Raw genomic sequence first — 24,210 nt, forward strand, 5'->3', positions numbered from 1 at the left:
GACCTGCACTTTTGCTTCGATCGTAGGTTCGGGGGTAGCTTTTGCACTGACTGGTCAGTGCAAAAGGGGGAGGGTACGTGGACAGCCCGCACGGGGCGGACGTCACCGCCGAGGACTACGGGCTCAAGGGCCCGCGCGGCTGGGCGTTCCGCTCGGTGAGCATCAACGCGGAACCCGGCTCACTCATCGCGATCGAGGGCCCGTCCGGCTCCGGCCGCACCTGCCTGCTGCTCGCGCTCACCGGCCGGATGCGCCCCGCCGAGGGCAGTGCCGAGGTCGGCGGTCTGCCGCTGCCGCGCAAGATGGCGGCCGTACGCAGGATCACCGCGCTCGGACCGGTGCCGGGGGTCAGCGAGCTCGCCCCGGCGCTGACCGTCGCCGAGCATCTGCGCGAACGGGCCCTGCTGCAGCGCCGTTTCGACGGCTCGCTGCGCGCCCTGCTGCGCCCGCGCGCCGAGAGGACCGCGGCGGCCCGGAGCCGTATCGACAAAGCACTCGAGGCAGCCGGACTCGACTTGGCCGCGCTCCCCAAGCAGAAGCGCACCTCCGTGCTCGATCTGGAACGGCTGGAGGCGCTGCGCCTGTACGTCGCCCTCGCGCTGATCGGCCGCCCCCGCCTGCTCGCCGTCGACGACGCCGACCTCAAGCTCTCCGACGCCGACCGGGACGAGGCCTGGCAGCTGCTGCGCTCCGTGGCCGAGGCCGGCACGACCGTGCTCGCCGTGTGCAGCCAGGCGCCCGAGGACACGACCGCCATCCGCACGATCGCGGTCGAGAGCACCGGCACGTCCGACAACACCGAGACGACCGAAGACGCCACCGAGAGCACCACCGACGAGGAGGGGACGGCCGATGCGCTCGCCGAGACTGGCCGCGCTTGAGCTGAAGCGGTTCGGCAGGGGAAAGCTGCCGCTCGACGCACTCGTCGCGGTCCTGCTGCTGCCGCTGCTCTACGGCGCGCTGTACCTGTGGTCCTTCTGGGACCCCTACGGACAGCTCGACAAGATCCCCGTCGCCCTCGTCAACGACGACAAGGGAGCCACCGCCTCCGGCAAGAAGATCGCCGCGGGCGACGAGATCACCAAGAACCTGCGCGAGAGCAAGGTCTTCGAATGGCACGAGGTGAGCGCCGCCGATGCCCGCAAGGGCGTGCAGGACGGCGCGTACTACCTCTCGCTGACCATGCCGGAGGACTTCAGCGAGCGCATCGCGTCCAGCTCCGGCGACTCCCCCGAGACCGGCGCCCTTCAGGTCCGTACGAACGACGCCAACAACTACATCGTCGGTCAGATCTCGCGGACGGTCTTCTCGGAGGTGCGCACCGCCGCATCGACCAACACCTCCCGCACCTTCCTGGACCGGATCTTCATCTCCTTCTCCGACATCCATGATGCGACCGAGAAGGCGGCGAAGGGGGCCGACAAGCTCAAGGACGGGGTCGGCAGGGCGAAGGAGGGCTCCAAGGACCTCGCGGACGGCCTGAAGGACGCCAAGGACGGCAGCGGCAGGCTGGCCGGCGGCCTGACCAGACTGAGCAAGGGCGCGGGCGACCTCGAGACCGGCTCGCAGCAGGTGGCCGACGGCACCCAGCTGCTCGCCGACAAGGTCAACAAGATCGCCGCCGACGTCCGTCCCTATCTCAAGGACAACGGCACGGTGATCGGCGACACGGCTCGCCTGGTCGCCGATTCGTCCCAGGCGGTACGCCGCAACCTCGGCATCCTCGTGAAGACAGCGCCCGGCCGCGCGGCCCTTGCCCACAAGTCGGCCGACAAGCTGAGCAGTATCTACAAGGCGCACTGCGAGGACGCCCCGCTGCCCGATCCGGCCCTCTGCTCCGACCTCAAGACCGCGAAGGTCACGGCGGCCGATGTCGCCAAGATCGCCAACGATGTCAAGGTTCTGGTCAAGGACAACAACGGCGATCTGAAGAAGCTGGACGGCCATCTCGCCACGCTGCAGCGGCAGGCGACGGACCTCGCCAAGCGATCGCCGCGCCTGGACGAGGACCTGGAGTACGCCGTCGCAAAGATCAACGAGCTCAACTCGGGCGCCAAGAAGGTCGCTCAGGGCGCGGACAAACTGCACACCGGACTGGCCGGCGCCAAGACCGGCTCGACCGACCTCGACAGCGGCGTCGGCAAGCTCAAGAAGGGCGCCAACAACCTGGACGGCGGCCTCTTCAAGGTCGCCGACGCTTCGACCGAGCTGGCCGGCGGGCTCAACGACGGCGTGGACAAGATCCCCGACTACAACAAGAAGGACCGCGACCGCCGCACCAAGGTGATGGCCGACCCCGTCAAGCTGGCCAGCCAGTCGCTGCACAAGGCGCCCAATTACGGCACCGGTTTCGCCCCGTACTTCATCCCGCTCTCCCTCTGGGTGGGCGCGATGGTCGCGTACATGATCATCCAGCCGCTGAACGGGCGGGCCCTTGACGCCGTCGCCTCCGCCCGGCGGATCGCCCTGGCCGGCTGGCTGCCCGTCGCCGCAATCGGCCTGGCCCAGGTCGCCGCGCTGATGTCCGTTCTGCACTGGGGCCTCGGTCTGAAGATGGCGTACGCGGCCGGGACAGTGGGCTTCCTCGCCCTGGTCGCCTGCTGCTTCGCCGCGATCATCCAGTGGCTGAACGCCCGCTTCGGGGCTGCGGGCCGGATCCTCGTGCTCGCCCTCCTGATGCTCCAGCTGACCTCGGCCGGCGGAACCTACCCCGTCCAGACCAGCCCAGGGTTCTTCAACGCCATCCACCCCTTCCTCCCGATGAGTTACGTCGTCGAGGCGCTGCGCAGGCTCATCACGGGCGGCGGACTCGGCCCGGTCTGGCAGGCGTGCGCGGTACTGATCGCCTTCGCCGCGGGCGCGCTCGCGCTCACCGCCCTGTCAGCGCGGCGCAAGCAGGTGTGGACGCTCGACCGTCTGCACCCCGAGCTGAGTCTGTGAGCCGGGCGGACCTGTGAGAATCGACGCCATGGACGCCATGGAAAGCACCAGCACCAGACGCCGGGCGACCCGGGCAAAGCTCTACGAGGCCGCGGTGACGCTCATCGCCGAGCAGGGCTTCTCCGCCACCACGGTGGACGAGATCGCCGAACGCGCCGGGGTCGCCAAGGGCACGGTCTACTACAACTTCAAGAGCAAGACCGAGCTCTTCGAGGAGCTTCTGCGCTACGGCGTCGGCCTGCTCACCGCCTCGCTGCAGTCCGCCGCTGACGAGACAGCGGAGCACGGTGGCACCAAGGTCGAGGCGCTGGACGCGATGATCAGGGCCGGTCTGCTCTTCATCGACCGCTATCCGGCCTTCACCCAGCTGTACGTCGCCGAACTGTGGCGCACCAACAGGGCCTGGCAGTCGACGCTTCTCGTCGTACGGCAGCAGGCGGTCGCCGTCGTCGAGACGGTGCTGCGGGAAGCCGTCGAGAACGGCGAGCTGAGCGAGGAGATCGACATTCCGCTGACGGCGGCCGCGCTGGTCGGGATGGTTCTGGTGGCGGCACTGGACTGGCAGGCCTTCCAGCCGGAGCGGTCGCTGGACGATGTGCACTCGGCCCTGTCGCGGCTGCTGCACGGCCGCGTCAGCGGCCGCTGAAGGGCCCTTACGAGAAGCCGTACGAGAAGCCGACCGAGCGGGCCGTGCCAGAGGCCACGTGAGAGGCCCCGTACGACACAGAAGTGCCGGTTCGGCGAGGCTCGATCCCCCCGAGCCCCGCCGGACCGGCGTGTTACCCCCCGTGTTCCCCCGTGCCCCCGTATCCCCCTGGTGCCGGAGAGCCATGGTCATCGGGCCCTCCGTCGTGCGCCCCCGTTCCGTCAGGGGAGCCGCGCCGTTCCGCCGCCCCGTGTCGGCGGTCCGGGCGCCGCGCCCCTTCCGTGGTCTCCACTCTTCCTTCTACACAGGTGACACCCCATCCGCGCGGGTACTCATCTCACCCACTAGGTACGGATACTCAGCCGTCCGTGCTCATCCCCATCCGCCCGGCAGGCCGACTGGTTACGATCGCGTCCGTGTCCGTACTCCCTCTCGGACCGATGTGCTGGTCATCGCCGGTGCAGCGCCGCGAAGGCGGCCGGGGATCCGGGGGGTCACGGGGGGCCGATAAAGTCTCGGACATGGCACGGATTGCGGTGATCGGCGCCGGGATGGGCGCGATGGCGGCTGCCGCCCGGCTGGCTGTGGCAGGCCACCGGGTGACGGTGTACGAACGCTCGGCGAGCTACGGCGGCGCGGTGGGCCGGTTCGAACGCGACGGCTTCGCCTTCGACACTGGCCCCGGTCTGCTGCATCTGCCCGCCGTCTGGCGGGACTTGTTCGTCAAGACCGGCAAGGAGCCGCTGGAGCGGTGCGTCGGGCTGGTCCAGGTGGACCCATCGAGCCGGCATGTGTTCGCCGACGGCACCGAGGTGTCCCTGCCGAACGCCTCGCGGGCCGGCGTCGTCACCGCGCTCGAAGCCGCGCTGGGTGCCGGAGCGGGCGAGCGGTGGGGCGCGTTCCTCGGGCGGGCCAGGGACGCCTGGGACCGTTCCCGGCGGCCACTGCTCGAAGAGCCTCTGCGGGCCGACTGGCAGGTGCTGGAGCGCGATCCGTATCCCGCTCCGCGTCAGCGCAGGCTGCTGCGCGCCCGGCAGGCCTCCACGGTCTGTGAGGTCGCCGCGTGGGAGCTTGCCGAACCGCGGCTTGCGGCGCTGCTCGAGGGGTACGCCCTGACGTACGGCCTCGATCCCCGGCACGCCCCGGCCGGCGCGGCCCTGCTGCCGTACATGGAGCAGACCTTCGGCAGTTGGTACGTCGAGGGCGGCATGCGAGATCTGGCTCGCGCGGTCTACGAGCGGTGTCTGGCCCGGAAGGTGGAGTTCGTGTTCGGGTCCGAGGTGACCCGGATCGTCGAGAGGGACGGGCGGGCGGCGGGAGTCGAGCTCGCCGGGGGCACCGTCGCCGAGGCCGACCATGTGGTGGCGGGCGCCGAGGCTCCGGATCTCGTCGGGCACGAGCTGTGGCGGGACGGAGACGTACGGCCTCAACAGGGCACCGGTGGCGGGGAATTGCCGGGGAGGTTCACCGTGCTGCTCGCCCTGCGGGGGGCGCGGCCCGCATCGGCCGTCCACCTCAGCGTGGTGCACTCCCCCGACGCCGGGGCGGAGGCGGCCGCCGTCTTCGGCGGACGGACGGCCGAGCGGCCCACCGTCACGGTGCTGCGGCCCGACGATCCACGCACCCGCCCCGACGACGAGCACGAGGCGGTCACCCTCTCCGCGACGGTCATGGGACACGGCAGCCCGGTCGACTGGACCGACACGTCGCTGCGCGAGGGGTACGCCGATGTGCTGATCGACGCCGCGTCCGCGGCCGTTCCCGAGATACGCGAGCGCCTTCTGTGGCACGAGACCCTGACGCCTGCCGAGACGGGACCGCTGCCCGCGCCCGCGCTCGCCGGGGACGGCGGGCGCTATCTGCATCCGGCGAACAGCACACGGCTGTCCGGCCTGTACCTGGTGGGCGGCCGCGCGCACCCGGGCGGCGGCCTTGCGCATGCGGGAATGTCGGGGGCGCTGGTGGCCGGGCTGATCGTGGAGGGCGCGGAATTCCGCGGCTCCCAGTAACCAGATACCAGTAACCGGCTGTCAGTAGCGGTACTGCTACTCGTTGTACCCGGTGTCGTAGCCGTAGGGGGAAGGCTGATCCTGCGGCACCGGCGGCGCCTCCTGCTCGCCGTCGCGCTGCTGCGGCACCCACACCCCGCCGGGCGGCGTCTCGCTGTACTGGTGCTGGGCGTACGGGTCGGCGTACTGCTGCTGGCCGCCGTAACTGTCGTACGTGTTGTACTGCTGGCCGCCCACATACGGATCGGAGTACGCGGCGTACTGCTGCTGGCCGGTCCCGTAGTCGTACTGTCCGGCGTAGCTGTCCTGGCCCGTCGGCTGCTGCTGCCCGTAGCCGGAGTGGCTGTCGTACACGGCGCCGTACTGGGCGTAGTTCTGGCTCCGGTCCTGCTGCTGGGCCGCATAGGCGGCGTCGCTGTACACGCCGTACTGCCCGGTGTCGTCCGGGAGCGGCTGCGGCTCGTAGACCGGCTCCGGCTGCGGCGCCGACGCGGCGGGCTCGTACGGGTCGGGCTCGTACGGGTCGGGCTCGTACGGGTCGGGCTCGTGCGGGTGGTCGGGCTCGTACGACGCGGCAGGCTCGTAGGAGAGGTCGGTGACCTCCAGCGAGGGCTCGCGCGAAGGAGCCGCCTCCGCCTTGGCGCCGGACTTGCGGCGGCGGCTCACGCCCGGGCTTCCGCCGAGCGCCCAGCCGGTGGAGAAGCCGCGGCGGAAGGAGAGCGTGACATACGTCTGGCCGACGGCGAAGGCGATCGCGCCGACCGCGATCACCACGACGGAGGGCAGCAGGACGCCGAAGACCACGCCGAGGAATCCGACGAAGGCGAGAAGCCGCCAGCGCAGCCGCGCCTTGTACTGCAGCAGCACCTCACCGAGCAGCCACAGCGCGACGACACCGAAAGCGATATAGAGGACCGTCCAGCCCATGCCCGCCCCTCTCCTTCGGCCGTCGCCCCGGGTCAGGGCGGGTACGACCGATCACGACTGCTCGTTCAGTCCGAGATTCTCGTAGATTTCGAGCGTCGCCGTGGAGTTGTTGAGCGTAATGAAGTGCAGTCCGGGGACTCCCTCGGAGAGCAGTCCTGCGCAGAACTCCGTTGCGAACTCGATGCCAATGGAGCGTACAGCGGCCGGATCGTCCTTGGCGGTGAGGATGCTCTCTTTCAGATCCGGCGGGAACGCGGCATTGCTGAGCTGCGCAAACCGTTCAAGCTGCTTGACACTTGTGACCGGCATGATCTCGGGGATGATCGGGGTCTCGCAGCCCACGGCCGCGACCCGGTCGCGCAGCCGCAGATAGTCCTCGGGCCGGAAGAACATCTGCGTGATCGCGTAGTCGGCGCCGGCCCGGCACTTGTCGACGAAGTGCCGGATGTCGGTGTCCCAGTCCTCCGAGCGCGGATGCATCTCGGGGAAGGCCGCTACGCCGACGCAGAAGTCACCGGAATCCTTGATCAGCCGGACCAGCTCGGCGGCGTACCGCACGCCCTCGGGGTGCTTGACCCACTCGCCCATCGGGTCGCCGGGCGGGTCTCCCCGGACGGCGAGGATGTTGCGGATCCCGGCGTCGGCGTACTGGCCGATCATGTTGCGCAGTTCGGCGATGGAGTGGTCCACCGCGGTGAGGTGCGCGACGGGCGTCAGAGTCGTGTCGGCGGCGATCTGCTGGGTGGCCTTGACCGTGCCGGCGCGCGTCGAGCCGCCGGCGCCGTAGGTCACGGAGACGAAGTTGGGGGCGACCGCCTCGACCCTGCGGAGCGCATTCCAGAGGTTCCGCTCGCCCTTCTCGGTCTTGGGCGCCCAGAACTCGAAGGAATAGGACGTTTTGCCGGTCGCAAGAAGCTCGCGCACAGTCCGTGCGCGATCCGTCCTGGTCGAAGCTGTACCGAGGGCCATACCGGCAGGTTATCCAGGGCGCGCCGGTCACCCAACCGAATGAAGGGAATATGTCCGAATTCGCCGGATTACTGTCCACCCCTCGGACAGTTATCCAATGCGCTCCCGCACCCGCTTGGCGAGGGACGCCGTCGCGGCTGCCGGGTCGTCGGCCTCGGTGATCGCCCGTACGACGACGATCCTGCGCGCGCCCGCGTCCAGCACCTCGTCGAGGTTGCCCGCGTCGATCCCGCCGATCGCGAACCACGGCCGGTCGGTCTCGAGCCCGGCGGCGTACCGCACGAGACCGAGCCCGGGGGCGTACCTCCCGGGCTTGGTCGGGGTGGGCCAGCAGGGACCGGTGCAGAAGTAGTCCACGCCGGGCTCGGCGACCGCCGCGTCGACCTCGGACTCCGCGTGCGTGGAGCGGCCTACGAGCACCTCGTCGCCAAGGATCGCGCGGGCGGCCGGGACCGGCAGATCGCCCTGCCCCAGATGCAGCACGTCGGCGCCGATGGCATGGGCCACGTCCGCGCGGTCGTTCACGGCGAGCAGCTTGCCGTGCCTGCGGCAGGCGTCGGCGAAGACCTGGAGGTGCTCCAGCTCCTCGGCCGCCTCCATGCCCTTGTCGCGCAGCTGCACGATGTCGACCCCCGAGGAGAGCACGGCGTCGAGGAAGCCGGCGAGGTCACCCTGCTGCTTGCGGGCGTCCGTGCACAGATAGAGCCGGGCGTCGGACAGCAGCGCACGAGCCGTGGACATGGGTGTTTCCCCCCGTTGGGTCGGCGGTGCGCGGGCAAGGGCCGCTGGGCCCCCGCCCGCACATCGCGGTGTGTTGTCTTCAGGACGTCAGACGGCGAGCGCCTGGGCCCGGCGCTTCACCTCCGTGCCGCGATTCTCACTGAGCGCCTGCGCGGGCGTGCCCGGCAGGGTCGGGTCGGGGGTGAAGAGCCACTCAAGCATCTCTTCGTCGGTGAAGCCGTCGTCCTTCAGGAGCGTCAGGGTCCCGGCGAGACCCTTGACCACCTTGTTGCCGTCGATGAAGGCGGCAGGCACCTGAAGCGCGCGGTTCTCACCACGGCGCACGGCGATCAGCTGGCCCTCCTTGACCAGCTGCCGCACGCGTGTCACCTCGACATCGAGCATTTCCGCGATGTCGGGAAGGTGGAGCCAGGCGGGGACGAGAGCATCGATCTTTGCGTCAATCTCGGTCACACGACAAGCGTGCCATCCCGGACTGACAGTCGGTAGCCGGACCCTGGGCAGGAGCCCGCATTCAGCCCTGGACAGCCGCCGCCTTCAGAGGGACGGAGGGGTCGGCGGCGAGGACCGGATCCAGCCGTGCGCCGGCCAGCATGAGCTTGCGCCCTTGCGTCAGGTCGCGGGCCCGGCCGACCGCGAGGAGCGCGACCAGGGCGCCCTCACGCAGCCACAGCACCGACCAGGCGGCGTCCGCCGGATTGCCTCGCCACACCCTCGTGTCGGCGGCCGGGTGATGGCCCGCATACTGCACAAAGCGCCCGAACTGCTCGGACCAGAAGTACGGCACCGGGTCGTAGACCTCCAGCGGCTGCCCCAGTGTGCTCGCGACGACATTGGCGGCGACCGTGCGCGGCCCGTGCAGGGCGTTGTCCCAGTGGTGCACGAGCAGCCGCTCGCCGTAGCGGCCGGACGGGAAGGAGGCGCAGTCCCCGACGGCGTACACATCGGGCAGCGAGGTGCGCAGATGCTCGTCGGCGGTGATTGCGCCGTCCGGGCCCAGCGCGATGCCGGAGCCGGCGAGCCAGCCGGTGGCGGGGCGTGCGCCGATGCCGACGACCACCGCCCCGGCCGGGAGCTTGCTGCCGTCCGCGAGGATCACCGTGCCGGGCTCGACGTCGGCCACGCGCGCGTGAGTGAGCAGTTCGACGCCGTACTCCGCGTACCAGTCGGCCATCGGGGCGGCGACCTCGGCGGGCAGGGCGGACGCGAGGGGGCGGTCGGCGGCCTCGACGACGGTGACCGTGCAGCCCGCCTCGCGGGCGGCCGTCGCGAACTCCGCGCCGATCCAGCCCGCGCCGACGACCACGACGTCGTGCTGCCGCGCGAGGACGGGGCGCAGTCGGGCGGCGTCGTCGAGGGTGCGCAGCAGATGGACGCCCGGGACTCCTTCGGTGCCGGGCAGCGTGATCGGCTCCGCGCCGCCGGCAATGACGAGGACGTCGTACGGAACGGGTCCCGCCTCGGTGTCCAGCTCGTGCGCCTGCGCGCGTACGCCGGTCGCCTCGCAGCCCAGCCGCAGTTCGATGTCGAGCGCCTCGAAGTCGAGCTCGAAGGCCGACCCCTCCGCCTTGCCGAGCAGGATCGCCTTGGAGAGCGGGGGCCTGTCGTACGGCTGGTGGGGTTCGGCGCCGATCACTGTGACCGGGCCCGGAAAGCCCTGTTCACGCAGGGCCACGGCGGTCTGCACACCGGCCATCCCTGCGCCCACGACAACCACGCGCCGCCCGCCCTGTGCTGCCTGCTGCTCGCTCATCCGACAACCTTACGCACCTGATGTCCCGTCAGGTAATCGGCTGTTCGACAACGCTCGTCCCGCTGCCCTCCTGAGACTCCCATTCCCAGGTCTCCTCCAGGCGGACTCGCCCGTCCGTGAGCTCGACCACAGTCGAGACGCAGTGCCCGCAGGCCGTCCGGCCGTCCGTCTTCAGCTGGACGTACCGGAAGTCCAACCGGTCGCCCTCCCGCGTCCCCACAAGGTGGCCGCGGACCACGTCGCCGCCCTCGTAGTCGGCCCAGATCCGGCCGTCCTCCTCGTGGTACGTGAACCGGGTGCGGGTCCCCACCTGGCCCGGAGCCTGGTCGGCGACCGGCGAGAGTACAAGTCCGTCCAGCGACCGTGTCACAGCGGCGGCTCTCTTACTGCGAGTTGAGGACTGGGGTTAGGGTGGCCACCGTAAAGCACTCGCGGGAGCCCGGACGCACCGGGCTGAGAGGGAGGCTGGACGGCCTCCGACCGTACGAACCTGATCCGGGTCATGCCGGCGAAGGGAGGGGCTGGACGCCCATGTCTCGTACATCAGATGTCCTCGTCGTCGGGGGCGGAATCATCGGCCTGGTCACGGCCTGGCGTGCGGCACAGCGCGGACTGTGCACCGCCGTCGTTGATCCAGAGCCGGGCGGCGGGGCCGCACAGGTCGCGGCGGGCATGCTCGCGGCCGTCACCGAGCTGCACTACGGCGAGCAGACGCTGCTCGGCCTCAACGTGGAGTCCGCCCGGCGCTATCCGGCGTTCGTCGCGGAGCTCGAGGAGGCGAGCGGGCAGCGTGTCGGCTACCGCGCATGCGGCACGCTGGCCGTCGCGCTCGACGCCGACGACCGCGCGCATCTGCGTGAACTGCACGCCCTGCAGCGCCGCTCCGGCCTGGAGTCGGAGTGGCTGACCGGGCGCGAATGCCGCCGTCTGGAGCCGATGCTCGCGCCGGGCGTACGTGGGGGCCTGTGGGTCGACGGCGATCACCAGGTCGATCCGCGGCGGCTGGCCGCGGCGCTGGTGACGGCATGCGAGCGGGCCGGGGTGGTCTTCCACCGCGGCTGGGCGGAGCGTCTTTCGGTGGAACGGGACCGGGCTGCCGGAGCGGTGCTGAGGGATGCCGACGAGCTCACCGCGGACCAGGTCGTCCTCGCGGGCGGCTCGCTGAGCGGCAGGCTCGCCGGTGTGCCGGCGGATGTGCTGCTTCCGGTCCGGCCGGTGAAGGGCCAGGTCCTGCGGCTCACCGTGCCGTCTGCGTACGCCCCCTTCCTCTCCCGGACCGTACGGGCCGTGGTGCGCGGCAGCCACGTCTATCTGGTGCCGCGCGAGAACGGCGAGCTGGTCGTCGGCGCGACCAGCGAAGAGCTCGGCTGGGACACCACAGTCACCGCCGGCGGGGTGTACGAGCTGCTGCGCGACGCGCACGAGCTGGTGCCCGGCATCACGGAGCTGCCGCTCACCGAGACCCGCGCGGGGCTGCGCCCCGGCTCCCCGGACAACGCTCCGCTGCTGGGCCCGACCGCCCTGCCCGGCCTGCATCTGGCCACCGGCCATCACCGTAACGGAGTGCTCCTCACGCCCGTGACCGGCGATGTGATGGCCGCCGTGCTTGCCACTGGCGAGCTGCCGGACGAGGCCCGCCCCTTCACCCCTCGCCGCTTCTCCCCCGCGTCGCAGGAGCAGCCCGTATGAACGTCCTGAACATCTCCGTCAACGGCGAAGCCCGTGAGCTCGCCACCGGAACCACCCTGGACACCCTGGTGGCGGACCTCACGGCCGCCCCTTCCGGGGTCGCGGCCGCCGTCAACGAAGCGGTCGTCCCGCGCAGCCAGTGGCCCGGCACCCTCATCGGCGACGGCGACCGCGTCGAAGTCCTCACCGCAGTGCAAGGAGGCTGACAGCATGGCTGACGACCGTCTCACCATCGGCGGCACCACGTTCAACTCCCGCCTGATCATGGGTACGGGCGGGGCGCCCAGCCTCGACATACTCGAGCGCTCCCTCGTCGCGAGCGGCACCGAACTCACCACCGTCGCGATGCGCCGCCTCGACCCGACCGTCCAGGGCTCCGTGCTGTCCGTCCTGGAGAAGCTGAACATCCGCGTCCTGCCCAATACGGCGGGCTGCTTCACGGCGGGCGAGGCGGTGCTGACCGCCCGGCTCGCGCGCGAGGCCCTCGGCACCGACTGGATCAAGCTCGAGGTCGTCGCGGACGAGCGCACCCTGCTGCCCGATCCGATCGAGCTGCTGGAGGCGGCCGAGACCCTGGTCGACGACGGCTTCACGGTCCTGCCGTACACCAATGACGACCCCGTGCTCGCCCGGAAGCTTCAGGACGCGGGCTGCGCGGCGATCATGCCCCTGGGTTCGCCGATCGGCTCCGGTCTCGGCATCCGTAATCCGCACAACTTCCAGCTGATCGTCGAGCACGCGAGCGTGCCGGTCGTTCTGGACGCGGGCGCGGGCACGGCCTCCGACGCGGCCCTGGCGATGGAGCTGGGCTGCGCGGCGGTGATGCTGGCCTCCGCAGTCACCCGCGCGCAGGAGCCGGTGCTGATGGCGGAGGCGATGCGGCACGCGGTGGAGGCGGGCCGCCTGGCGCATCGGGCGGGGCGCATCCCGCGCCGGCACTTCGCGGAGGCGTCGTCCCCTCACGAGGGCCGCGCGGCCCTCGACCCGGAACGCCCCGCGTTCTGACCGCTGCGCGGAGCCAGTCCTCTACCCGCCCCTTCCCGGCCTGGGGCTCCGCCCCAGGCCCCGGTGCTCGATCGCCGGACGGGCTGAAGTTGCCCGGCAAATTCAAGCCTCTGCGGCGATTGGGGAGCGGGGGCCGGGGGCCGAGCCGCCGGCGTGGGGCCCCGCGCAGCGTTACAGCTCGGCTCCAGTCCCGACCCGAGGCGTCAGGGGTGTCAGCGGTGGCTCGTAGAATCACCAGCGTGGATACGACCCTCAAGGACCCCCTCGTCGGGCAAGTGCTCGACGGCCGCTACCGCGTCGACGCGCGCGTCGCCGTCGGCGGTATGGCCACGGTCTACCGGGCCGTCGACACCCGACTCGACCGGGTACTCGCGCTCAAGGTGATGCACCCGGCCCTCGCTACCGACGCCTCCTTCGTGGAGCGCTTCATCCGCGAGGCCAAGTCCGTGGCGCGTCTGGACCACCCCAATGTGGTGAGGGTCTTCGACCAGGGCGCCGACGGCGCGTACGTCTATCTGGCCATGGAGTACGTCGCGGGCTGCACGCTGCGCGACGTACTGCGCGAGCGCGGTGCGCTCCGGCCGCGGGCCGCACTCGACATCCTGGAGCCCGTGCTGGCGGCGCTCGGCGCGGCGCACCGGGCCGGATTCGTCCACCGGGACATGAAGCCGGAAAATGTGCTGATAGGGGACGACGGCCGGGTCAAGGTCGCCGACTTCGGTCTCGTACGGGCCGTGGGATCGGTCACCAACACCACCGGCACGGTTCTTGGCACGGTCTCGTACCTCGCCCCTGAGCAGATCGAGTACGGCACGGCCGACACCCGCGCCGATGTCTACGCCTGCGGGGTCGTCCTCTACGAAATGCTGACCGGCGGCAAGCCGCACACCGGAGACACCCCCGCCCAGGTGCTCTTCCAGCATCTGAACGAGGACATTCCGGCGCCGTCCGCGCTGGTCCCCGGGCTCGCCGTCGAGCTCGACGAGCTCGTCGCGAGCGCCACTGCCCGCAATCCCGAGGTCCGTCCGCACGACGCGGTGGCGCTGCTGGCGCAGGTCCGCGATGCCCGTGCTCCGCTCGGCGACGAGCAACTGGACTTGCTGCCGCCACAGGCGCACGCCCAGGACACGGCGGAGGACGGCAGCGAGCGGGTGCACGAGGCCCCCTCCTCCGCGGACGCCACGAGCGTGATCCCGCGGGTGCTCCCCCGCGAGGAGCGGGTGGTCAACCACACCACCCGGCTGGCGATGCCGCCTTCCGAACCGCCGCACCAGCCCCAGCAGTCCCGGCGCCGGCCCATGCCCAGTCGTGGCATCGTCGCGATGCTGGTCGCGGTGTTCCTGGTGCTCGGCGTGGGTGCGGGCGTCTGGTACATCAACTCCGGGCAGTTCACCCGCGTCCCGGCCCTCATCGGCAAGACCGAGAAGGACGCGAGGCAGGAGCTGGAGAGCGCCGGGCTCGATGTGAAGAAGATCCGGTACGACTTCAGCGAGACGATCAAGCGCGGCACGGTCATCAACAGCGACCCCGCGACCAATGAGCGCATCCGCGGCAACGGCTCGGTGACGGTCATCATCTCGCGCGGCCCTGAGATCGTCCGGGTCCCCGACGTGACGGGCCAGCCGCTCGCCAAGGCGGAGCGAGAGCTGAAGAAGCTCGGTCTGGCGCCGGGAGTGGTCACCAAGGCGTTCAGCGACGAGATCGACCAAGGGGCGGTGATCAGCACGGACCCGGGGGCCGGGACCGGGCGCAGCCCCGATTCCGCGGTCGCCCTCGTCGTCAGCAAGGGCTCCCCGATCGACGTGCCGAACGTGACCGGCGAGACGGTGGCGGACGCCACCAGTGCGCTCAAGGACGCCGGGTTCAAGGTCAAGGTCGCCCCCGAGCGGATCAACTCGTCCGAGAACGCGGGCTCCGTCGCCAAGCAGTCCGCGGCCGAGGGCGCCCAGCTGGCCCGCGGCGACACCATCACGCTGACGGTCTCCAAGGGACCGCGGATGATCGAGGTCCCCGATGTCGTCGGGGACAAGGTCGGCGACGCCACCAGCGCGCTGGAGTCCGCGGGCTTCGCGGTCAAGGTGGAGAAGAGCTTCCCCTTCCTCGGCGACACCGTCGAGAGCCAGTCCGTCGCGGGCGGCGCCGAAGCCCCCGAGGGCAGCACGATCACCATCAAGACCAAGGGACTGTAGTTCAGATGCGCAACCCCGTCGGCGGCCATGTCCCCGTGGCCGGCGGCCTCGCCAGGACCGGTCTCGCCTACGCCCGTGAGCTGGAGGCGGAGGCCGTCCAGGTCTTCGTGGCCAATCCGCGTGGCTGGGCTACGCCTGCCGGAAGCCCGGTGCAGGACGAGCAGTTCCGCGCCGAGTGCACGGCCGACGGGATATCGGCGTACGTCCACGCCCCGTATCTGATCAACTTCGGCTCGCACACCGAGGCGACCGCCGAGAAGTCCGTGGAGTCCCTGCGGCACTCGCTGCGCCGCGGCCGGGAGATCGGCGCGCTGGGCGTGGTCGTGCACACCGGCTCGGCGACCGGCGGCCGGACCCGCGAGTCGGCGCTGGCGCAGATGCGGGAGCGAATGCTGCCTCTGCTGAACGAGCTGACGCACGACGACGACCCGTTCCTGCTGCTGGAGTCGACGGCAGGCCAGGGCTTCTCGCTCTGCTCGAGGACCTGGGACTTCGGTCCGTACTTCGAGGCGCTCGACGCCCACCCCAAGCTGGGCGTCTGCCTGGACACCTGCCACATCTTCGCGGCGGGACACGATCTGACGGGGCCGCACGGGATGACGCAGACCCTGGATCTGCTGGTGGAGACGGTCGGTGAAGGGCGGCTGAAGCTGATCCACGCCAACGACTCCAAGGATACGGTCGGCGCCCACAAGGACCGCCACGCGAACATTGGCGCGGGCCACATCGGCGAGGAGCCGTTCCGGGCGCTGATGCAGCACCCGGCGACCGAGGGCGTACCGCTGATCATCGAGACGCCCGGCGGCATGGAAGGGCACGCGGCGGATGTGGCGCGGCTGAAGAAGCTCCGCTGAACACCCACTCCATACCCCTAGGGGGTATACGGTTTCTTGCTGTCGGCAGGAACCGCTACCTGGATTTCGGGGGGCTGACTCATACAGCACGACACTCACGCCAACCTGAACCCCCGGGGTCAGAGCTCCGGGCCGTCCCCCGGCTCCTCCTGATAGGAGTAGCGCTGCTCACGCCACGGGTCGCCGAGATTGTGATAGCCGCGCTCCTCCCAGAAGCCGCGGCGGTCGGCGGTCATGTACTCCACGCCACGGACCCACTTGGGCCCCTTCCAGGCGTACAGATGCGGGACGACGAGACGCAGGGGAAAGCCGTGCTCGGCGGTGAGCAGTTCACCGTCCTTGTGGGTCGCGAAGATCGTGCCGTCCGAGACGAAGTCCGAGAGCCGCAGGTTGGCGCTGAACCCGTACTCCGCCCAGACCATGACATGGGTGACGTTCGGCGCGGGCGGCGCGAGCTCCACGACCGTACGGGCGGGCACACCGCCCCATTCGGCCCCAAGCATGCTGAACTTCGTCACGCAATGCAGATCGGCAACGACCATCGAGAAAGGCAGCGCCGAGAATTCCTCGTGATTCCAGCAGCGCTTGTCGCCATCTGCCGTGGCGCCGAAAACCCTGAACTCCCAGCGGTCCGGCCTGAACTTGGGTACGGGCCCGTAATGAGTGACCGGCCAGCCACGCTGCAGTCGCTGCCCCGGCGGAAGCTCGGACTCCTCTGATGCGCGGTATTCCCGGCTCTCCGGCTGACCCATGCCTTCAATGGTGACAGACCGGGAGGGGTGGTCATGACCAGGCCTGGCCTGACTCGGGCAACTCGTACTAAGCATGCACTTACTGGACGCTCCCCGGCCGCGGTGCGAGGATGCGCGCACCTGCCCAAGTTCACACGCGCGCGGAAGGAGCCTCTGCGATGCAGGGCGACCCCGAGGTCATCGAGTTTCTCAATGAGCAGCTGACCGCCGAATTGACCGCGATCAATCAGTACTTCCTGCACGCGAAGATGCAGGAGAACTTCGGCTGGACGAAGCTCGCCAAGTACACCCGGTCCGAGTCGTTCGACGAGATGAAGCACGCAGAGGTGCTGACCGACCGGATCCTCTTCCTTGATGGCCTGCCGAACTACCAGCGCCTGTTCCATGTGCGCATCGGCCAGACGGTCACCGAGATGTTCCAGGCCGACCGGCAGGTCGAGGTGGAGGCGATCGACCGCCTCCGACGCGGAATCGAGGTGATGCGCGCCAAGGGCGACATCACGTCCGCGAACATCTTCGAGTCGATCCTGGCGGACGAGGAGCACCACATCGACTATCTCGACACCCAGCTGGAGCTGGTGGCGAAGCTCGGTGAGGCGCTGTACATCGCGCAGCTGATCGAGCAGCCCGACAGCTAGGCCACAGCCCGGGGGCTAGGCCGCTTCGCCCAGCTCGGTCCCGGGGCCGGGGTCCGTGGCCAGCACGGCGGCGCTGTTGCCCTGCTCGAGCAGGGCCCGGCGGGGGCACACGTCACGACCGAGAATCCCCTGGATGCGGCGTACACACGATCCGCAGTCGGTTCCGGCCTTGGAGACCGACGCGATCTGGCGGGGAGTGCAGGCGCCGCCCTCCGCGTGCTCCTTCACCTGCTTCTCGGTGATGCCGAAGCATGAGCAGACGTACACGCGGTTTCACCTCCCGGTCGGGATCGATAGGTGGCGCCTTTCCCGATGATCGGTGAGGCTAACCTAACCTTACCCGGCGGACCCAGTGTGCAAAAGCCCCGGATATGACGATGGGGCGCGGATCACATCGATCCGCACCCCACCGTCGTTGATCCGTTACTACTGGTCGCGGTACATCTCGGCGACCAGGAACGCCAGGTCCAGCGACTGGCTGCGGTTCAGGCGCGGGTCGCAGGCCGTCTCGTAGCGCTGGTGCAGATCGTCGACGAAGATCTCGTCGCCGCCGCCCACGCACTCGGTGACATCGTCACCGGTGAGCTCGACATGGATGCCGCCCGGGTGCGTGCCGAGCGCCTTGTGTACCTCGAAGAAGCCCTTGACCTCGTCGAGCACATCGTCGAAGCGCCGGGTCTTGTGGCCGGAGGCGGCCTCGAAGGTGTTGCCGTGCATGGGGTCGGTCACCCAGGCCACCGTGGCGCCGGACGCGGTGACCTTCTCGACCAGCTCGGGGAGCTTGTCGCGGACCTTGTCGGCGCCCATGCGGACAACGAAGGTCAGCCGGCCCGGCTCGCGCTCCGGGTCGAGCTTGTCGATGTACTGCAGCGCATCGTCGACCGTCGTCGTCGGGCCGAGCTTCACACCGATCGGGTTGCGGATCTGCGAGGCGAACTCGATGTGCGCCCCGTCCAGCTGGCGGGTGCGCTCGCCGATCCAGACCATGTGGCCCGAGGTGTTGTACTGCCGGCCGGTGCGGGAGTCGACACGGGTCAGAGCCGACTCGTAGTCCAGCAACAGCGCCTCGTGGGAGGAGTAGAACTCGACCGTGCGGAACTCCGCCGGGTCGGTGCCGCAGGCCTTCATGAAGTTCAGCGCGTTGTCGATCTCGCGGGCGAGCTGCTCGTAGCGCTGACCGGAGGGGGATGACTTCACGAAGTCCTGGTTCCAGGCGTGCACCTGGCGCAGGTCGGCGTAGCCGCCGGTGGTGAAGGCGCGCACCAGGTTGAGCGTCGCGGCGGAAGCGTTGTACATCCGCTTGAGGCGCTCGGGGTCCGGGATGCGGGCCGCTTCGGTGAAGTCGAAGCCATTGACGGAGTCGCCACGGTAGGTCGGCAGCGTCACGCCGTCCCGGGTCTCGGTCGGCTTCGAACGCGGCTTGGAGTACTGGCCGGCGATACGGCCGACCTTCACCACGGGCACGGACGCGGCATAGGTGAGCACCGCGCCCATCTGGAGCAGGGTCTTGAGCTTGTTGCGGATGTGGTCGGCGGACACGGCGTCGAAGGCCTCGGCGCAGTCGCCGCCCTGCAGCAGGAACGCCTCGCCCTTGGCGACGGCTCCCATCCGGGCGCGCAGCTGGTCGCACTCGCCCGCGAAGACGAGCGGCGGATACGACGCGAGGTCCGCGATCACATCGCGCAGAGCCTCGGCATCGGGGTACTCGGGCTGCTGCGCCGCGGGCAGGTCTCGCCAGGTGTTGCCACCGACAGCGGTGGTCTTAGCGTTCACGGTCACCCAGCCAACATTACGGGGTCTTGGCGGACGCCCCTTCCCGCGCCCAGCAAATGAGACGCGATGTCCACTACTCCGACATCGACTGTTCAACGCACCTGGTCATCCGGTCCGTCCGATATGTCCGCCGAGGCGATACGACGCCCCCGGGGCTGCTACCCTCTCGCCGTTTTCCAAGTAGTTAACTGTGAAACAAGTGAAGCAGGGGTGGGGTTTTGAACCGCGGACACCGTAGGGACCGCAAGAAACGGCTGCTCATTTACGGGGTCGCCACGGCCGTGGTCGCCACCGTCACGATCGGCACCATCGCCGTGGCCTCGCCCGGCTTCCTGGACTCGTCCGCCGACGGCAAGGCGGCGCCCCCGGGCGCGGTGCTGCAGTCCCAGTTCGAGGACGCGGCGCGGGAGTTCGGCGTTCCGCAGAGCGTGCTGATGGCGGTCTCGTACCGGCAGACGCGCTGGGAGACCCACGACGGACTGCCGAGCACGACCGGCGCGTACAACGTCATGGGCTTGACCCAGGTGACGCCGGAGGACGTGGAGAAGCCGACCGATGAGGAGCGCCTCTCGCACCTCAACATGAGCGGCGACCCCACGGTGGAGAAGCACTTCAACGCCGCCCGCGCGCTCAAGTCCACTCCGGCCACCGTCGATACGACCGACCCCCGGCTGCACACGCTGGATGAGGCGGCCAAGCTCATCGACGAGCCGGCGGATGCGCTCCAGACCGATGCGCAGCAGAGCATCCGCGCGGGTGCGGCGCTCCTCGCGGAGTACCAGCGCGAGGCCACCGGCTCGCTGCCAGACGACCCGGGCCGGTGGTACGCCGCCGTCGCCCGCTTCAGCCAGGCGCCCGACACCAAGGGCGCGCAGCTCTTCACGAAGCGCGTCTACGAGTCGATCAAGACCGGCGAGAGCCGGCTCACCACGGACGGCCAGCAGCTCACGCTCGCCGCCGACTCTTCGGTCACCCCCGTCAAGCCGTCGAAGCTCCCGCTCGCCGCGACGTTCGCGAGCACCTCCGCGGTCCCGACGGTCGAGTGCCCGACCAGCCTGAACTGCAACTTCGTGCCGGCCGGCTACGCCGCGAACTCCGCTCCCGACGACTACGGCAACTACAACGTCGCCACCCGTCCGACGGCCGGCCTGGACATCCGCAGCATCATCATTCACGACACGGAGGGCAGCTACGACGGATCGCTGGCCACCTTCAAGAACCCGGCGTCGTACGCGAGCGCGCACTATCTGATCCGCGCGTCCGACGGCCTGGTCACGCAGATGGTGGAGACCAAGAACGAGGCGTGGCACGCGGCCAACAAGACCGCCAACATGCACTCGATCGGCATCGAGCACGAGGGCTACGCCATCAAGGCGGGCAGCTGGTACACCGAGCCGCAGTACGAGTCCTCGGCGGCCCTGGTGAAGTACCTCGCGGCCAAGTTCTCCATCCCGCTGGACCGCGCGCACATCATCGGCCATGACGAGGTGCCGGGTGTGCTGGACTCCACGGTCAAAACGCAGCACTGGGACCCGGGCCCGTTCTGGGACTGGAACCACTACATGTCCCTGATGGGCGCGCCCACCGGCGCCGGCGGCGCGGGCGGCCCGGTCAAGGCCGGCCAGCTCGTCCGCGTCGTGCCCCCGTTCACCACGGTGAACCAGCCCAAGCTGACCAACAACGGCGCCGCGGTCGCCACGCAGCCGGCGAACTTCGGCTACCTGTACAGCTTGCCCTCGACCAGCGCCAGCACGCTGACCGACCCGTACCTGGGCACCCAGACCTGGAGCGAAGGCTGGAACTGGGGGAACAAGGTCCTCGCGGGCAGTGAGTACGTCGTCGCCGAGGCACAGACCAACTGGACGGCGATCTGGTACGGGGGCAAGAAGGCCTGGTTCTACAACCCGGGTGGCCAGTTCACCGCGCCGGTCGGCAAGACCGCCCAGACCGTGGTGGCCGCCAAGGCCGGCGCGACGTCGATCCCGGTCTACGGCCGCGCCTACCCGGAGGACACCGCGTACGCCGGGACCAATGTCGACGTCCAGGCCTCGAACAGCGCGTCGCTGACGAAGTACAGCGTCCCCGCGGGCCAGCAGTACGCGCTCGTGGGACCGGCCGTGGCCGGCGACTACTACTACGGCGGGACCGTCGACGGCACCGGCGTGGGCGACCGCACCCTGGTCAAGGGCACCAACTCCTTCTACCCGATCCGCTACAACCACCGCCTCGCCTGGGTCAGGGCGAGCGACGTCCAGCAGATCAGCAGCACCGTTCCGGACACGGGCACGAGCCGCTACAACACCCTCGCGCGCGACTCGTCGGGCGTGCTGTGGCAGTACCAGGGCACTGGCAGCGCCACCGCGCCGTACTTCAGCCGCTACCGCGTCGGCAGCGGCTGGCAGGGCTACAACGCGGTGACCTCGATGACGGCTCTGCGCGCCGACGGCACGGGCGACATGGTGGCCCGCGACCCCTCGGGCGTGCTCTGGTACTACAAGGGCAGCGGCAACCCGTCCGCGCCGTTCCTCAAGCGCACCGAGGTGGGCAGGAGCTGGGGGATCTACAACCAGCTGACCGGCGCCCGGGACATCACCGGCGACGGCAAGGCGGACCTGATCGCCCGCGACTCGGCGGGCGTCCTGTGGCTCTACAACGGCACCGGCAACGCCACGGCCCCGTTCGCCGCCAGGGTGAAGATCGGTCCCGGCTGGCAGATCTACAACGCGCTGACCGACACCGGAGACATCACCGCCGACGGCAAGGCGGACCTGATCGCCAGGGACACCTCCGGCGTGCTGTGGCTCTACAAGGGCACGGGCAATGCCGCGGCCCCGTTCGCCGTCAGGGTCAAGGTCGGTTCCGGCTGGGGGGTCTACAACGCCCTCAACGGACCGAGCGACCTCTCCGGTGACGGCACGCCGGACCTGATCGCCCGGGACTCGGCGGGCGTCCTGTGGCTTTACAGGGGCACGGGCAGCGCCACCGCCCCGTTCGCCGCCAGGGCACAGGTCGGCCCCGGCTGGCAGATCTTCAACCTGCTGGTCTGACGGACAAGGCGTGATCCGCCCGCGGCACCGCGGCCGTCCGCTCCTCGGACGTGCCGCGGCGCCGCGGGCGGATGCGTTATGGTCGGCGACATGTTCGCGCACACGACCCAGAACTGGTGGTGGACCGCTCATCCGGCGGCCCACTGACTGCGCGTACACCCAATCGCGAAGGCCGCCCGAGGGGCGGCCTTCAGTGTTTCCCGGGTCCCGGGGAAGCGGCCGTTCCTCCCACTCGGAAGGAACACACCGGATGCTCATCAGCCGACTACTGGACGACGACTGCCCGCCCTTCGCCCTGCTGCACAGACGCACCCCCGGCCGCGACCAGGACACCGTCGAGGTCCTGATCGGCGCCGTGCACGAGGCCGAGCGGCTCGCCGACATCCCGGCCGGCGACCGCCCCTCGCTCGCCCTGGTCCCGTTCGGTCAGATCAGGGAGCGCGGTTTCGACGTACGCGACGACGGGACGCCGCTGTCCGTGCTCGTGGCCGACGAGACGTACGAAGTGCCGCTCGCCGAGGCCCTGGAGAGCCTGCCCGCACACGACGTACGGGTCGAGGGCGGCGCCTTCGACGTCGACGACGAGGAATACGCGGGGATGGTCCGGCGCGTCATCGAGCACGAGATCGGCCGGGGCGAGGGCGCGAACTTCGTGATCCGCCGCACCTACACCGGCCGCATCCCCGGCTTCGGCCGGGCCGACGCTCTGGCCCTGTTCCGGCGGCTGCTGGCCGGCGAGCGCGGCGCGTACTGGACGTTCGTCGTGCACACCGGCGAGCGCACCCTCGTCGGCGCCAGCCCCGAGGTCCATGTCCGGATGAGCGGCGGCACCGTCGTGATGAACCCGATCAGCGGCACCTTCCGCTATCCGCCCGAGGGCCCGACACCCGAGGCGCTGCTCGGCTTCCTCGGCGACCGCAAGGAGCGCGAGGAGCTCTCCATGGTCGTCGACGAGGAGCTGAAGATGATGTGCACCGTCGGCGACATGGGCGGCGTCGTCATCGGGCCGCGGCTCAAGGAAATGGCTCATCTCGCCCACACCGAGTACGAGTTGCGCGGCCGCTCGTCGCTCGATGCGCGCGAGGTGCTGAAGCAGACGATGTTCGCGGCGACGGTCACCGGCTCGCCCGTGCAGAACGCCTGCCGGGTCATCGAGCGCCACGAGGTGGGCGGCCGCGGCTACTACGGGGGCGCGCTCGCGCTGATCGGCAAGAATGCGAGTGGCGGGCCGGAAGGACAGGTCGGCGCGCAGACTCTCGACTCCCCCATCCTCATCCGTACTGCCGACATCGACGCCGATGGCTCCCTGCGGGTTCCCGTCGGGGCGACCCTGGTGCGGCACTCCGACCCGGCGGGCGAGGTGGCCGAGACGCACGCCAAGGCGGCAGGCGTACTGGCCGCGCTGGGCGTGCGCCCCGGGCGACCGCAGGAGCACGCCGAGCGCCCGAAGCTCGCCGACGACCCGCGGGTGCGAGCCGCCCTCGACGCCCGCCGCGCCGACCTCGCGCCCTTCTGGCTGCGGATGCAGGAGCGCAGCGCCCGGCTGACCGGGCACGCGCTGGTGGTCGACGGCGAGGACACCTTCACCGCGATGCTGGCGCATCTGCTGCGCTCCACGGGCCTGGAGGTGACAGTGCGGCGGTACGACGAGCCGGGCCTGCGCGAGACGGTCCTCGCGCACACCGGACCGGTGGTCCTCGGCCCGGGTCCTGGCGATCCGGCCGACGCGGCCGACCCGAAGATGCGCTTCCTGCGCACGCTCGCCGCCGATCTGCTGCGCGATCACCGGCACGGTCTGCTCGGCGTCTGCCTCGGCCATGAGCTGATGGCGGCCGAGCTGGGCCTGGAGATCGTACGGAAGGACGCGCCGCACCAGGGGGCGCAGGAGCTGATCGACTTCTTCGGGCGGGGCGAGACCGTGGGCTTCTACAACAGCTTCACGGCACGCTGCGACGACGCGGCGGCGGCGGAGCTGGAGGCGCACGGGGTCGAGGTGGCCCGCGATCCCCTCTCGGCGGAGGTGCACGCCCTGCGGGGCACAGGCTTCGCGGGCATCCAGTTCCACCCGGAGTCGGTACTGACGATGCGGGGCCCTGAGGTGATCCACGGCCTCCTCGCCTCAACCACGCGAGCGGGCCGGGCCTGATTTCCTGACTGGTAGATCTCGGCGCCGTCAACGGTCTCCAGGTGACGACTCCAGACCACATTCACGGGCGGGTCATGGTGCTCGTCTTCGGCCTCTCCTCCGCGTTCCGCGTCGCGCAGGGCGGCCAGTTCC

22 protein-coding genes and 1 riboswitch are annotated in these 24,210 nt (G+C 70.1%); of the genes, 13 read left to right on the forward strand and 9 right to left on the reverse strand.

Features of this window, described 5'->3' with window-relative positions; genetic code table 11:
* Nucleotides 1–77 precede the first annotated feature (77 nt).
* From ACWDO5_RS21235 to ACWDO5_RS21250, 4 genes are all read left to right on the forward strand, one after another.
* On the forward strand, nt 78–881 hold the full coding sequence (locus tag ACWDO5_RS21235; RefSeq protein ID WP_450531891.1) for an ATP-binding cassette domain-containing protein: 804 nt from the start codon (nt 78–80) through the stop codon (nt 879–881).
* Nucleotides 853–2,940, forward strand: coding sequence for a YhgE/Pip family protein (locus ACWDO5_RS21240; protein ID WP_450531892.1), 2,088 nt, complete (start codon nt 853–855; stop codon nt 2,938–2,940). The genes ACWDO5_RS21235 and ACWDO5_RS21240 overlap by 29 nt, the downstream gene beginning before the upstream one ends.
* A 37-nt stretch (nt 2,941–2,977) precedes the next feature.
* Nucleotides 2,978–3,586, forward strand: a complete 609-nt coding sequence (locus ACWDO5_RS21245; RefSeq protein ID WP_450531910.1) for a TetR/AcrR family transcriptional regulator — start codon at nt 2,978–2,980, stop codon at nt 3,584–3,586.
* A 521-nt stretch (nt 3,587–4,107) separates the two neighbouring features.
* Nucleotides 4,108–5,595 carry a phytoene desaturase family protein gene (locus ACWDO5_RS21250; protein WP_450531893.1) on the forward strand — a complete coding sequence of 496 codons (1,488 nt, stop codon included), beginning with the start codon at nt 4,108–4,110 and terminating at the stop codon, nt 5,593–5,595.
* Nucleotides 5,596–5,631: 36 nt separating this feature from the next.
* Here the strand turns inward: ACWDO5_RS21250 and ACWDO5_RS21255 are convergent, their stop codons facing one another.
* The 6 genes from ACWDO5_RS21255 to ACWDO5_RS21280 form a co-directional block, all read right to left on the reverse strand.
* Nucleotides 5,632–6,522 (reverse strand): SCO2102 family sporulation regulator, encoded by an 891-nt coding sequence (locus ACWDO5_RS21255; protein ID WP_450531894.1) that lies wholly within the window; start codon nt 6,520–6,522, stop codon nt 5,632–5,634.
* 51 nt (nt 6,523–6,573) lie between these two features.
* The gene (gene metF, locus ACWDO5_RS21260) at nt 6,574–7,491 is read right to left on the reverse strand and encodes a methylenetetrahydrofolate reductase [NAD(P)H] (RefSeq protein WP_450531895.1); all 918 of its coding nucleotides are present in this window, start codon (nt 7,489–7,491) and stop codon (nt 6,574–6,576) included.
* A gap of 90 nt (nt 7,492–7,581) precedes the next feature.
* Nucleotides 7,582–8,232: a thiamine phosphate synthase gene (gene thiE / locus ACWDO5_RS21265; RefSeq protein WP_450531896.1), complete on the reverse strand. Its 651-nt coding sequence runs from the start codon at nt 8,230–8,232 to the stop codon at nt 7,582–7,584.
* Between the two features lie 87 nt (nt 8,233–8,319).
* Nucleotides 8,320–8,685, reverse strand: a complete 366-nt coding sequence (locus ACWDO5_RS21270; protein ID WP_307664016.1) for an Rv2175c family DNA-binding protein — start codon at nt 8,683–8,685, stop codon at nt 8,320–8,322.
* Between the two features lie 61 nt (nt 8,686–8,746).
* The gene (locus tag ACWDO5_RS21275) at nt 8,747–9,985 is read right to left on the reverse strand and encodes an NAD(P)/FAD-dependent oxidoreductase (RefSeq protein WP_450531897.1); all 1,239 of its coding nucleotides are present in this window, start codon (nt 9,983–9,985) and stop codon (nt 8,747–8,749) included.
* A 28-nt stretch (nt 9,986–10,013) separates the two neighbouring features.
* On the reverse strand, nt 10,014–10,355 hold the full coding sequence (locus ACWDO5_RS21280; protein ID WP_450531898.1) for a hypothetical protein: 342 nt from the start codon (nt 10,353–10,355) through the stop codon (nt 10,014–10,016).
* A 51-nt stretch (nt 10,356–10,406) separates the two neighbouring features.
* Nucleotides 10,407–10,519: riboswitch (TPP riboswitch) on the forward strand.
* Here ACWDO5_RS21280 and thiO point away from each other — a divergent pair.
* The 5 genes from thiO to ACWDO5_RS21305 all read left to right on the forward strand — a co-directional run bounded on the left by thiO (nt 10,517) and on the right by ACWDO5_RS21305 (nt 15,722).
* Nucleotides 10,517–11,674 carry a glycine oxidase ThiO gene (gene thiO, locus ACWDO5_RS21285; protein ID WP_450531899.1) on the forward strand — a complete coding sequence of 386 codons (1,158 nt, stop codon included), beginning with the start codon at nt 10,517–10,519 and terminating at the stop codon, nt 11,672–11,674. It overlaps the preceding riboswitch by 3 nt.
* A complete protein-coding gene (thiS, locus tag ACWDO5_RS21290) occupies nt 11,671–11,880 on the forward strand; it encodes a sulfur carrier protein ThiS (protein ID WP_450531900.1) in 210 nt (69 codons plus the stop codon). Before thiO ends, thiS begins: the two co-directional genes overlap by 4 nt.
* Nucleotides 11,881–11,884: 4 nt before the next feature.
* On the forward strand, nt 11,885–12,679 hold the full coding sequence (locus ACWDO5_RS21295) for a thiazole synthase (protein ID WP_450531901.1): 795 nt from the start codon (nt 11,885–11,887) through the stop codon (nt 12,677–12,679).
* A gap of 239 nt (nt 12,680–12,918) precedes the next feature.
* Nucleotides 12,919–14,868: a Stk1 family PASTA domain-containing Ser/Thr kinase gene (gene pknB, locus ACWDO5_RS21300; RefSeq protein WP_450531902.1), complete on the forward strand. Its 1,950-nt coding sequence runs from the start codon at nt 12,919–12,921 to the stop codon at nt 14,866–14,868.
* Nucleotides 14,869–14,873: 5 nt separating this feature from the next.
* Nucleotides 14,874–15,722 (forward strand): deoxyribonuclease IV, encoded by an 849-nt coding sequence (locus ACWDO5_RS21305; protein ID WP_450531903.1) that lies wholly within the window; start codon nt 14,874–14,876, stop codon nt 15,720–15,722.
* A 119-nt stretch (nt 15,723–15,841) separates the two neighbouring features.
* Here ACWDO5_RS21305 and ACWDO5_RS21310 read toward each other — a convergent pair whose 3' ends face one another.
* The gene (locus ACWDO5_RS21310) at nt 15,842–16,474 is read right to left on the reverse strand and encodes a sulfite oxidase-like oxidoreductase (protein WP_450531904.1); all 633 of its coding nucleotides are present in this window, start codon (nt 16,472–16,474) and stop codon (nt 15,842–15,844) included.
* 158 nt (nt 16,475–16,632) lie between these two features.
* On the opposite strand from ACWDO5_RS21310, the gene bfr reads away from it, so the two are divergent.
* Entirely contained in the window at nt 16,633–17,112 is a 480-nt protein-coding gene (gene bfr, locus ACWDO5_RS21315) for a bacterioferritin (protein WP_450531905.1), read from the forward strand.
* 15 nt (nt 17,113–17,127) lie between these two features.
* On the opposite strand, the gene ACWDO5_RS21320 is transcribed toward bfr, so the two are convergent.
* Together ACWDO5_RS21320 and ACWDO5_RS21325 are read right to left on the reverse strand one after the other, a co-directional pair.
* Nucleotides 17,128–17,379: a (2Fe-2S)-binding protein gene (locus tag ACWDO5_RS21320; RefSeq protein WP_450531906.1), complete on the reverse strand. Its 252-nt coding sequence runs from the start codon at nt 17,377–17,379 to the stop codon at nt 17,128–17,130.
* A 159-nt stretch (nt 17,380–17,538) separates the two neighbouring features.
* Nucleotides 17,539–18,891, reverse strand: coding sequence for a class II 3-deoxy-7-phosphoheptulonate synthase (locus ACWDO5_RS21325; protein WP_450531907.1), 1,353 nt, complete (start codon nt 18,889–18,891; stop codon nt 17,539–17,541).
* Between the two features lie 212 nt (nt 18,892–19,103).
* On the opposite strand from ACWDO5_RS21325, the gene ACWDO5_RS21330 reads away from it, so the two are divergent.
* The 3 genes from ACWDO5_RS21330 (at nt 19,104) to ACWDO5_RS21340 (ending at nt 24,078) form a co-directional block, all read left to right on the forward strand.
* Complete coding sequence (locus ACWDO5_RS21330; RefSeq protein WP_450531908.1) at nt 19,104–21,932, forward strand: N-acetylmuramoyl-L-alanine amidase; 2,829 nt, start codon at nt 19,104–19,106, stop codon at nt 21,930–21,932.
* Between the two features lie 90 nt (nt 21,933–22,022).
* The gene (locus ACWDO5_RS21335; protein ID WP_078066895.1) at nt 22,023–22,079 is read left to right on the forward strand and encodes a trp operon leader peptide; all 57 of its coding nucleotides are present in this window, start codon (nt 22,023–22,025) and stop codon (nt 22,077–22,079) included.
* Nucleotides 22,080–22,182: 103 nt separating this feature from the next.
* Nucleotides 22,183–24,078, forward strand: a complete 1,896-nt coding sequence (locus tag ACWDO5_RS21340) for an anthranilate synthase family protein (RefSeq protein ID WP_450531909.1) — start codon at nt 22,183–22,185, stop codon at nt 24,076–24,078.
* The last annotated feature ends 132 nt before the right edge of the window (nt 24,079–24,210 follow it).

This window comes from Streptomyces sp. NPDC000880, assembly GCF_053599675.1.